Raw genomic sequence first — 12,424 nt, forward strand, 5'->3', positions numbered from 1 at the left:
AATTATTATAGGAAGGAAGATGGTGGTTGTATGAAGGGCGACAAAAAATTTGTATCTATTGACTTAGGTACAGCATACACTCTTGTTTATGTAAATGGAAAAGGAATAGTTTATAATGAAGCTTCAATAGTTGCTTATAGAAGAAAAGATAACTCTATAATCGCAGTTGGTGAAGAAGCCTATAAAATGATAGGTAAAGGTAATAAAACAATAAAAATAGTTAAACCAATGGTAGATGGTGTAATTACAGATATAGAAACTACTACATCACAATTAAGATATATATTTAAAAAATTAAGAATCGAAAGTTACTTAAAAGGGGCAGTAGTTTTACTAGCATGTCCATCTGTTATTACAGGACTTGAAAAATTAGCACTTCAAAAAATAGCTATGAATTTTGGAGCATCCAGAGTATTTATAGAAGAAGAAGTGAAAATGGCAGCTTTGGGTGGAGGTATGAATATATTTGCACCAACAGGAAAATTAGTAATTGATAGTGGTGGTGGTACAACCGATGTTGCTGTGCTTGCATCAGGGGACATAGTTGTTTCAAAATCAATTAAAGTTGCTGGTAATTATTTAAATGAAGAAATTAGAAGATTCATAAGATCTCAATATGGAATGGAAGTTGGGCAAAAAACCTCTGAAATGGTTAAAATAAATATTGGTTCACTTGCAAAATATTCTGATGAAAGACGCATGAAAGTATATGGAAGAGATGTTGTTTCGGGTCTTCCTAGAGAAATTGAGTTGTCACCAGAAGAAGTACGTGAAGTATTAAAAGTACCTGTATCAAAAATAATAGATTTAACAGTACAAGTTTTAGAAGAAACACCTCCAGAATTAGCCGGTGATATTTTCAAAAATGGAATTATAATTTGTGGTGGTGGAGCTTTAATTCGTGGGATAGATAAGTACTTTGCAGACACCCTTCAATTGCCAACAAGAGTTGGAGAACAGCCTTTGTTAGCAGTTATTAATGGTACAAGAAAATTTGAGAACCAGATTTTTGACTATATTAGAGAAGAAAAATTATCATCTTCATTAGTTAACTTTTAAATTATTTATAATCAAAAACTCTTTGTTATTAAAGAGTTTTTGATTATATTTTTTATACAAAAAATATTTCTATTAAGGAGAAGTAAAATTTATGAGCACACAAGTACAAGGAAATATATGTTGAGCAATGGCAATATTTGCTGCTTTATTAATGTGAATGTCATTATGAGCATTCCCCAACTATTACAAAAAACAAAAAGTTTTTTTAGGAATATGAATAGCTTTTAAACTGGGAAAAATAAATTCTACACTAGAAAGAGGTGTAGAATTTTTTATGTCAAAAAACCTAACTGTAGAAGAATGAATGAAAATAATTCAAATATATAAAAAACAAGGAATTCAAATTGCAGAACAAGAATATCGTATAATTAAAGCAAAACAGATTAAATTTTCACAATTTATTAAAAAAAGAATAAAACAAAAAACTTATTTAGTAGATAATTATGGTATGAAAAGTTTAAATAGAAAAAAAGGCTCTGGAAGATACAAAAAAAGAGATGATTCTGATATTCCAGGAATAATTAGTGATCTAACTGAAGAGCAAAAAAGAGAAATAATTGAAGATTGAATAAAAAGTCAGAGAGATAAAAAGGAAAGAAATGCGATTAGCAAAATAAAATCTCTAAACATAAGTATGAAAGCAAGAATTATATCAATGCATAGAACAACATTTTACAAAAAACCAAAAGTTAGAAGATATAAATACAATAATTTAAAAAACACAGTTGAAGAAATATTAAAGGAGTCCAAGTTTATATATGGTAGCAGAAAAATAAGTGTTTTATTAAAAGAAAAACATATGTCAATCAACGATAGAACTTTAAGGCACTATCTAAAAAGATGAGGTTTTATAATTAAAACCCGAATTAAAAAAAGACAAGCAGAATCAAAAAATATTAATACTAAATTTAAGGATTTAGTGAAGCGCAATTATAATCCTACTATAGACAATATAATTGCTACTGATGTTTCTTACATTCCGGGTTTGGTAGAAGGAAATAATTACTATTTATCTGCAGCTATTAGTCATAAAACTAAAAAAATTGAATCATGATGTTTATCAAAAAACAACAACTCGCAATTAGTTATAGATACTTTAAATAAAATTAATAAATCAAATTTTATATTACATTCAGATCATGGCTCTCAATACTCTAGTAATGAAGTTATAGAATTGGTAAAACAAATGAATTGTCAAACTTCAATGAGCAGAGTTGGCAATTCCTTAGATAATAGAGAAATAGAGTATTTTTTTAGTTGTTTAAAAGGTGAGTATCTAAATCACATTAATACAAACAAAATGAATATTGATGAAATTTATAATCATATAGATTGATATATAGATTGATATAATAATAAAAGAATACAAAAAATTTTGAATTGAAAAACGCCAGCTACTGCCGGCGCTATTATTTAAAACTGTAGAATTTGTTTTTCCCAGTTTACTTTAATAGTTTTTTTTGTAATCACACAAGTTCAAAGAATAATATATTTAGGACCATGACATCAAGAGGTTTTTATTGATAATAGTCATAAAGAATCAGTTAAAATACTTAAAAATTCTGGTCTTTACCTGAATCCAGCACGCGACGGTCAAGAATGATACCAAAATTTTGTCAACTATATACAACTTTCATTCTGTACAATTTCTTCATGATGTGTTTTCTTCTGTCTTATTCGTCCATCAAAATTAATTTTAGAATGTTTTTTCCCATTTATAATTATGGGTCCTGTTGTCACATTAATTTCACCAATGGATAAACCAATTTTGTGATCTACAGTAGAGCAAGGATTTTTAAATTGATTTACCTTTTACCTTGGACATGCTTGTATATTATTTGGTGGGGCTTATTTATATTTATATGGATTTACAGGTTATAAGTTTGGAAAACAAGCAATCTTCAAAGCTATGATTACTGGAGCAATGGTTATTTTAGGTGTAGAAACATGAAATAGATTTTTTGGTACAAACTATATAATTGGAGATATTACTGGAGCGCTTGGTATAGAAGATATGCCCAGATTATATGTATTAATTTTAATATTTACAGTTGGTAATATATACATAGCCCTAGGATTAAGTTTTGTCTATTTCTTTAAACCAATATATGAAAGAAATAATGATAACCAATTACATAAAACATGATGTCAAATATCTTTTACCTTTTTAAAAACCAAATTTAACAAATCTAAAAATGTTAAAATAAATAAAAAGGATGAGTAATATGCTAGCTGGTATAGATTTACCACCATATATTTTTGGGGTATTTGCATTGTTATTGATAATTATTTCATTAACAGTTTTTCATGCTATAGCTTTTAATATTTGAATTTACAAAGAAAATAGGTCTAAATTTGCTACAGTTATGTTTTGAATTACTTCAATAATAACTTGTGTACCAGGATTTATTCTTTGGATTACTTTTGAAACAGTTATTTTTGCACCAAACATCTATTGATTTCCATCTCAAATAAAGAAAGCTAAAGCTAAAAAACAGAAAAAAGAAGATAAAATGATTTAAACTAAAATAAATAAAAAAAACCAAAATTACTCTTGATTTATCTAGTGTTTTAATATAGAATTTGTTTGCGTATGTTTTACTTTAATGGAGGCAAAGAATGAACTACAGAGACAAGAAAATTAATGCATTAGTACAACGCCGTGATTATACCAAAGTTTCAGGTAACTTACCATTACCTAACTTAATAGAATTACAAATAGAAACATTTCAATGGTTTTTAAAAGAGGGAATTAAAGAAGTTTTTGATGAAGTGTTTCCGGTTTTTTCCGCAGATGGAGATATCGTTTTAAACCTAACAGATTGAGAATTTAGAGAACCAAGACTTAAAGTCACTCAAGCTAAGGAAGAATCAAAAATATATGATGCTCCAATTTATGCTAACTTATCATTAACAATCAGACAAGAAAATGTTGAACTATACAAAGAAGAGATTTCTGGTGATATGCAGACATTTTTAAAAGGATGATTACAAGAAAAAATTGAATCAACAGGTGTAGAGTTTAAGGACGCAAAGGACAAACTTTACTTTTTTGAGTTTAAATCAAAATCTGGTGATAAAGATACTATTCAAATTGAAGTTATTTCAGAAAATGAAGAAATGTATTTTGCGAATATCGATATATATAAAACAGGTGAAGTTTTCTTTGGTGAATTCCCACTTATGACAGATAGAGGGACTTTTATAATTAATGGTAGTGAAAAAGTTGTTGTATCTCAATTAGTAAGATCTCCCGGAAGTTATTTCAAAAAAGAAATGAACAGAAAAAATGGGGAAATGATTTACTTTGCTGATATCATTCCTTCAAGAGGAACATGATTAGAATTTGAATTAGACAGTAAGAAGTTATTGGATAACAAAGTTTCAAATATTTTTTACGTAAAAATTGATAAATCAAGAAAAACAACAGCTACTAGTTTACTAACTTCATTACAAATTGATAGTAAAGATATTATCGATTTGTTTGACGGAGAAGAAATGATTACTTCTAGTTACGAACAAGATCAATTAAGTGGAGACATAAAAATCGATTTTGAAACACAAGTACAAGAAATTTATAAAAAAATTAGACAAGGTGAAACAGCTACTTCTGAAGGTGCAAGTAAGTACTTAAACGGACTTTTATTTGACAAAAAAAGATATGATTTAACAAAAGCTGGACGTTTCAAATTAAAGCAAAAACTTGCTGTTAAAAATAGATTAATCGGAAGAGTATTAGCTGAAGATATTGTTGATATCGATGGTAATGTGGCTGTGCCAAAAGATACTGAAATTACTAAAGATATGTATGCAAAAATTGAAAAAGTATTGGATGCCGGTGCTATGGTTCATACAATCAACTTTCATGAATCTATATCATCAGGAAACCAATTACAAAAAGTTAGAGTTTATAAAAACAATGACACAAGAGATGAAACAACCCCAATTATTGGGATTACTAATTTAAGATCTGATGAATATATAAATGTTCCAGATATTATTGCAACTATCTCATATGCAATTAACTTAATGGATGACATTGGAGAAGTTGATGACATTGATCACTTAGGAAACAGAAGAGTTCGTACAGTTGGGGAATTACTACAAAACCAATTTAGAATTGGTATGACTCGTATCGAAAAAAATGTTAAAGAAAAATTAGCTACATCTAATCCATTTAAAATGAAACCATCAAGTATTATAAACAATAAACCATTAACAGCAATTATTGGTGAGTTTTTCAACTTGTCACAGTTATCACAATTTATGGATCAAACAAACCCATTGGCTGAGTTAACTAATAAACGTCGTTTAACTGCTCTAGGACCTGGAGGTCTAAGTAGAGATAGAGCCGCTTTAGAGGTTCGTGACGTTCACCCTTCTCACTATGGTAGAATTTGTCCAATTGAAACTCCAGAAGGACCAAATATTGGATTGATTAACAACTTATCAACTTACGCAAGAATAAATGAGTTTGGATTTATTGAAACACCATACAGACAGGTTAAAAACGGAAAAGTTTTAAATGATGAGCACGTTTATTTAACTGCCGATAAAGAAAAAGACTTTATAGTTGCACAAGCAAATATTAAAACATCAGAAGATGGAACAATCTTAGATGAAAGTGTAATTGCTCGTTATAGAGGTGATGACATCATGGCTGATCCAAAAGATGTTGATTTTGTCGATGTTTCACCAAAACAAATTGTTTCAATAGCAACTTCATGTATTCCGTTCTTGGAAAATGATGATGCTAACCGTGCACTTATGGGTGCTAACATGCAACGTCAGGCTGTACCTTTAATAAATCCTGAATCTCCAATTGTTGGAACAGGTGTTGAGTTTGAAGCAGCCCGTGACTCTGGGGATGCTGTTGTTGCTAATGAAGATGGAGTTGTAAAATACGTTGACTCAAAACAAATTATAATTGAAGGTGCAAGTGGACCAAAAAATTATCGATTGAGTGATTTTTGAAGATCAAACAGTGGTACTGCAATAACTCATTTACCAATTGTTAAAGTTGGAGATAGCATTAAAGCAAGAGATATTCTTGCAGATGGTCCTTCAATGGAAAAAGGTGAGTTAGCTTTGGGTCAAAATGTAGTTGTAGCCTTTACAACATGAAATGGTTATAACTATGAGGATGCTGTTATTGTTTCTGAAAGAATCGTAATTGATGATAGATTCACTTCAATCCATATTGATGAATATACTTTGGAAAGAAGACAAACAAAACAAGGGCCAGAAGAAATCACTAGAGAAATTCCAAATATTAGTGAATCACATAAAAAACATTTAGATGAAGATGGAATTATTGCAATTGGTACTGAAGTTAAAGTTGGAGATATTTTGGTTGGTAAAGTTACGCCTAAATCTCAAACACAACTTTCACCCGAAGACAAATTACTACATGCTATTTTCGGTGAAAAATCTAGAAATGTTAAAGATAACTCATTAAGAGTTCCAAATGGTGGGGAAGGAATTGTTAAGTCAATTAAAAGATTTAGTAAATCAGATGGACATGATCTTCCAGCAGATATTTTAGAAATAATAAAAATCTACGTTGTTCAAAAACGTAAAATTCAAGAAGGTGACAAAATGGCTGGTCGTCACGGTAATAAAGGGGTTATCTCAAAAATATTACCTATCGAAGATATGCCACATATGGAAGATGGAACACCAGTTGATATTATGCTAAACCCACAGGGGGTTCCTTCTCGTATGAACATTGGTCAAGTACTTGAAATCCACTTAGGAATGGCAGCTAAAAAATTAGGTATTAAAGTTTCTACACCAGTCTTTGAAGGTGTTAAAGAAGCTGACTTAAAAGATATCATGAATGAAGCGGGAATGGAAAACTATGGAAAAGTTAAATTAATTGACGGAAGAACAGGAGAGGCATTTGATAAACCAATTTCGGTTGGAGTTATGTATATGCTAAAACTTTCTCACATGGTTGATGACAAATTACATACAAGAAACATTGGTCCATATTCATTAATTACTCAACAACCTCTTGGGGGTAAAGCCCAAAACGGGGGACAAAGATTTGGGGAAATGGAAGTTTGAGCACTTGAAGCTTACGGTGCCGCTTACACACTTCGTGAAATCTTGACAATTAAGTCAGATGACATAAAAGGTCGTATCAAAACTTATGAATCAATTGTTCGTTCAAAACCAATTCCTAAACCAGGAATTCCAGAATCATTTAATGTTCTTACAAAAGAAATTATGGGATTAGGGTTTGATATGCACATGATTGACGACAAAGGAAACAAAGTTGCAATAAATGCATACGATGAAGATGATACCGATTTTGAAAATATTGAAGCAGGGACTGCATTTAGTTCTGAAGAAAGATCAGAATTCAGAGAAACAAGTGAAGATGAAGTAGATTCAGAAGTATTTCAAGATGAAGCAGATTCAGAATCAGAAGAAGACGATTTTGATTTTGCAGCAGATGAATTTGATTTCGATGAAGAATAAGGAGGAAGTTTTATGGGTATAAATAAAAGAATGATTAAAATAGAATTAGCTTCACCAGATGTTATTAGAAGCTGATCACGTGGTGAGGTTACCAAACCTGAAACAATCAACTATAAAACTTTAAAAACTGAAAAAGAAGGTCTTTTTGACGAAAGAATTTTTGGACCAACCAAAAACTATGAATGTAGTTGTGGTAAGTACAAGAAAGTTAAAAATAAAGGTAAAGTTTGTGAACGTTGTAATGTTGAAATTACAGAAACAATTGTTAGACGTGAAAGAATGGGTCACATTGAATTAGAAGAACCAGTAACTCATATTTGAATGTTAAAAGTCGTTCCTTCAAGAATTGCTTCAATATTGGATTTAAAAACTAAAGAAGTTGAAGAAGTAGTTTATTTTGTTAGTCACGTTGTTTTAGATGCTGGAGGATCAAGACACCTTGAAAGAGGACAAGTTTTAGATTTAGGTAATGCTAAAGCAAGTTTAAAAACTAGAGAAAAACTTTTAAAAACTTTGGAAGATATTAAAGCTGATTTAGACGAAGAAACAAGAGACTGAAGAAGAGCAGACAATTTAATTACACAATTAAAATCACAAACTCCATTTTCAATGGATGAAGCAGCAACATTTATGTCTAGATTAATTGGTGCTAAATTTGGAATTGGCGCTAGTGCTATTGAAGAACTTTTAAAAGGTATTGATCTTGATAAAGAAATTACAAAATTAAAAGATAAGTTAAAAGAAAATAAAGGATCAACAGAACAAAACAAAATGATGAAACGTTTAGAAGTTCTTGATTCATTAAAAAAATCTCAAGCAAGACCAGAATGAATGGTTCTTCACGTAATTCCTGTTATACCACCAGACATTAGACCAATTATTCAACTTGATGGTGGAAGATTTACTACATCAGAAATAAATGACTTATACAGAAGAATCATTATTAGAAATGAACGTCTGAAAAAAGTTAAATCAATGGGTGCACCAAGTATTATTGTTAACAACGAAAAACGTATGTTACAAGAAGCTGTTGATGCATTACTAGATAATGAGCGTAAACCAAGACCAGTAACAGGTAAAGATAAAAGAGCATTAAAATCATTGACATCAATTTTAAAAGGAAAACAAGGAAGATTCCGTCAAAACTTACTTGGAAAACGTGTTGACTACTCAGGTCGTTCAGTTATTGCTATTGGACCAGATCTAAAAATGTATCAAGCAGGTATTCCTAGAGATATGGCTATCACATTGTTTAAACCATTTGTAATTAGAAGATTACAAGAAAGAGACTTTGCAGAAAATGTTAAAGTTGCTGAAAAAATGATTTTGGCTAACGACACAAAAGTTTGAGATGTTTTAGAAGAGGTTATTAAAGATAGACCAGTTCTTTTAAACCGTGCTCCTACTTTACACCGTTTAGGTATTCAAGCATTTGAACCTAAATTAGTTAAAGGTAAAGCAATTCGTCTTCACCCACTTGTTACAACTGCCTTCAACGCTGACTTTGATGGAGACCAAATGGCTGTCCACTTACCAATTAGTGATGAAGCTGTTGCTGAAGCAAGAGCTTTAATGCTTGGAAGTAGTGCAATTCTTGGTCCAAAAGATGGTAAGCCAATTGTTACACCAACTCAGGATATGATTCTTGGAAACTACTATATTTCAACTGAGGAAAAAGAAACTGAAGCAAATGGTATTAAAGGTCAAGGAACATTATTCTCAAGTTGTGAAGAAGCAAAAATTGCTTATGAAAATGACGTTGTTTCATTGAATGCAATAGTTGCAATTCCTGTAAATGTTTTACATAATAAAATGTTTAAACCAGAACATCAAGATAAATATTTAATTACTACAGTAGGTAAAATATTATTCAATGAAATGTTTAACGAAGAGTTCCCTTGAATTATTAACAGCAATATTTTAAATGCTGAATCAGAAGTTGAAAAGTTCTTAGTTGACTCAAATACAAATGTTAGAGAATATATTGAGAAGGATTATGAAATCCAACAACCAATTAAGAAAAAAGAACTTTCATTAATAATTGAAAGATACTTTAAAACTTATGGAGCACAAAAAACTGCACAAATGTTGGATAACATGAAAAACCTAGGATTTAAATTTTCTTCAAAATCAGGAACTACAATCAGTGCCGCTGACGTTGTTGCCTTTGAAGAAAAAAATGAAGAATTTAAAATCGCAGACGAAAAAGTTTCTCAAATCAACGAATACTATGAACAAGGTATGCTTACAAAATCTGAGAAAAAACGTAGAGTTATTGCAATTTGATCACAAGTAAAAGATAAAATTCAGTCAAAACTGGAATCAGTTCTAAAAAGAGATTTAAAAAACCCAGTGTTTGTTATGGCTGATTCTGGAGCTCGTGGGAATGTGTCAAACTTTACTCAACTTGTTGGTATGAGAGGACTTATGAATGACCCTAAAGGGGACATTAAAGAAATTCCGATTAAATCATCATTTAGAGAAGGACTTACAGTGTCAGAATACTTTATTTCTACCCACGGGGCAAGAAAAGGGATGGCCGACGTTGCCTTAAAAACCGCTGACTCAGGGTATTTAACAAGAAGACTTGTTGATATTTCACAAGAAATCATTGTTACTCAAGAGGATTGTAACGCGTCTAAAGGATTTAATGTTTATGAAATTATTGACACAAAACACAACAACACAATTGTGCCATTAAGAGACAGATTGGTTGGAAGATATTCTTTTGAAGATGTTGAAGATTTAAAAGGAAACATTATTGTTCCTAAAAATACATTATTCACAGCTGCATTAGCAGATGATGTTATTACAGCCGGAGTTACTGATGTAAAAATTAGAACAGTGTTGACTTGTGAAACAAACCGTGGGGTATGTAGAAAATGTTATGGAATTAATCTTGCTACAGGTAACGAAGTTTCGCTTGGAGAACCAGTTGGGGTAGTTGCTGCTCAGTCAATTGGTGAACCCGGTACACAGCTAACCATGCGTACATTCCATACCGGTGGGGTTGCTGGGGGAGCAGATATTACTCAAGGACTTCCTCGTATTAAAGAACTTCTTGACGTTACAACACCAAAAGGATCAATAGCAATTATTTCACAAATTGATGGTGTTGTTACAGAAGTTAAAGAAGATGGAATAATTACAATTGTTGTTAAATCTGAAAATGATGAAAGAAAATACAAATCACAATATGGAGCTATATCAAGGGTTCAAGTTGGAGATAAAGTAAAACGTGGGAAAAAACTTACTGAAGGAGCTATTAATATTAAAGAGCTACTGGAAGTTGCAAGAGTTGAAGATGTACAAAACTACATTTTAAAAGAAGTGCAAAAAGTTTATCGTTTACAAGGTATTGAAATTTCAGACAAATATATTGAAATCATCATTAAACAAATGTTAAACAAAGTAAAAATAATTGATTCAGGAGAAACAAGTTTATTACCGGGAGAAATTATTTCAGAAAAAACATTCAAAGAAGAAGTTTTACAAGCTATTTTAGAAAATAGAAAACCACCTTTAGCAAAATACGTAATCTTTGGTATTAAAAAAGCACCTTTGGAATCAGATTCATGATTATCAAGTGCTTCATTCCAAGATACAGCTCGTGTCCTAGTTAAAGCTGTTATAAAAGGAAAAGTTGACAAACTAGAAGGTTTAAAAGAAAACATCATGTTAGGAAACTTAATTCCTGCAGGAACAGGATTAACTGGATCTGAAGACATAATTAAAAAAGGAAAAGAAGTTTTAAAATTAGAATATTAAAAAATACAGCGCTCGCTGTTTTTTTAATGTTTTTTTTTAAGATAAATTAAAATGTTATTATTAATTAAAGGAGATATATTATGGAAATTCTTGAAATTGTATTTTACTCGCTCCAATTTTTATTTATTTTTTGGAATACGGTTTTTATGAAAGAGATTATTCTAAAAAAGAAATTGATAAATCAAGAATTAGAAAGTTCTTAATAATAGGAACAATAGAAACTTCATTTATAGGCATTTCATTGCTCGTTATGGGGATTTTAGGATTATTCAATAAATCAAGTCAAAGTGATAGCGATTCTATATGAATAATGAAGACTTTAATTGCTGATACAATTATTATAATAGATGTAGTTTTTTTAGCTTTTTTGTATATAAAAACTTGCTTTTTCGCAATTTCTTTAAAAAATTTGTATAAGCATGTATCAAAAACTAACACTCACAAAAAAATAGTAGTCTTTTTATTTATTGCGTTTTTGCCTATTTTAGGTTATTTTACAACAATAATAATGTATGCAATTATTGCCAAAGAACTTAAAACTGAAGGATTTGTTTTCAAAAATATAAAACACAAGCGAAGAAAAAATAAATTATTAGAAGAAGAACCCAAAAAAGAAGAGAAAGTTAATTAATTTTATTTATATAAAAAAATTAAAAGGTGTATAGTTTAATAAAGGAGGTAAAGAGTGAACATATATATAGGAAACGATCATACAGCGGTCGAAATGAAAAATAAAATAATAGAGTTTTTAAAAAGTGTCGGTAACAACGTAATTAATTTAGGAACAGACACAAGTGATTCTGTTGATTATCCCGACTTTGGTAAAAAAGTAGCGCAAAAAGTAGTTGAAGACAAAGGTTCAAAAGGAATAGTAATATGTGGAAGTGGAATTGGCATTTCGATTGCAGCTAATAAAGTTAATGGCGCAAGAGCTGCATTATGTTATGAACTTGAATCAACAATGTTAGCAAGGCAACACAACGATGCAAACATATTAGCGTTAGGGGCAAGATTTATAGCTAATGAAAAAGCCATAACACTTGTAAAAACATTTTTAGAAACGCAGTTTGAAGGTGGGAGACACCAACACAGAATCGATAAACTATAAAAT

At 30.4% G+C, this 12,424-nt stretch carries 8 protein-coding genes; all 8 read left to right on the forward strand.

The window, feature by feature from the left end; translation table 4 throughout:
* Window positions 1-30: 30 nt before the first annotated feature.
* The 8 genes from mreB (at window position 31) to rpiB (ending at window position 12,421) form a co-directional block, all read left to right on the forward strand.
* Window positions 31-1,059: a rod shape-determining protein gene (mreB, locus tag SHELI_RS00255; RefSeq protein ID WP_069115787.1), complete on the forward strand. Its 1,029-nt coding sequence runs from the start codon at window positions 31-33 to the stop codon at window positions 1,057-1,059.
* A gap of 91 nt (window positions 1,060-1,150) precedes the next feature.
* Window positions 1,151-2,476 carry an IS3 family transposase gene (locus SHELI_RS05890; protein ID WP_084449211.1) on the forward strand — a complete coding sequence of 442 codons (1,326 nt, stop codon included), beginning with the start codon at window positions 1,151-1,153 and terminating at the stop codon, window positions 2,474-2,476.
* A gap of 336 nt (window positions 2,477-2,812) precedes the next feature.
* Complete coding sequence (locus SHELI_RS00265; protein WP_157087556.1) at window positions 2,813-3,283, forward strand: hypothetical protein; 471 nt, start codon at window positions 2,813-2,815, stop codon at window positions 3,281-3,283.
* A 1-nt stretch (window position 3,284) separates the two neighbouring features.
* The gene (locus SHELI_RS00270; RefSeq protein ID WP_069115789.1) at window positions 3,285-3,581 is read left to right on the forward strand and encodes a hypothetical protein; all 297 of its coding nucleotides are present in this window, start codon (window positions 3,285-3,287) and stop codon (window positions 3,579-3,581) included.
* Window positions 3,582-3,678: 97 nt separating this feature from the next.
* The gene (gene rpoB, locus SHELI_RS00275) at window positions 3,679-7,545 is read left to right on the forward strand and encodes a DNA-directed RNA polymerase subunit beta (RefSeq protein ID WP_069115790.1); all 3,867 of its coding nucleotides are present in this window, start codon (window positions 3,679-3,681) and stop codon (window positions 7,543-7,545) included.
* 12 nt (window positions 7,546-7,557) lie between these two features.
* Window positions 7,558-11,313 (forward strand): DNA-directed RNA polymerase subunit beta', encoded by a 3,756-nt coding sequence (gene rpoC, locus SHELI_RS00280; protein WP_069115791.1) that lies wholly within the window; start codon window positions 7,558-7,560, stop codon window positions 11,311-11,313.
* A gap of 130 nt (window positions 11,314-11,443) precedes the next feature.
* Window positions 11,444-11,944, forward strand: coding sequence for a hypothetical protein (locus SHELI_RS00285; RefSeq protein WP_157087557.1), 501 nt, complete (start codon window positions 11,444-11,446; stop codon window positions 11,942-11,944).
* Between the two features lie 54 nt (window positions 11,945-11,998).
* Window positions 11,999-12,421: a ribose 5-phosphate isomerase B gene (gene rpiB, locus SHELI_RS00290; protein WP_069115793.1), complete on the forward strand. Its 423-nt coding sequence runs from the start codon at window positions 11,999-12,001 to the stop codon at window positions 12,419-12,421.
* The last annotated feature ends 3 nt before the right edge of the window (window positions 12,422-12,424 follow it).

Origin of the sequence: Spiroplasma helicoides, from assembly GCF_001715535.1 — a bacterium.
Taxonomy (GTDB): Bacteria; Bacillota_I; Bacilli_A; order Mycoplasmatales; family Mycoplasmataceae; genus Spiroplasma_A; species Spiroplasma_A helicoides.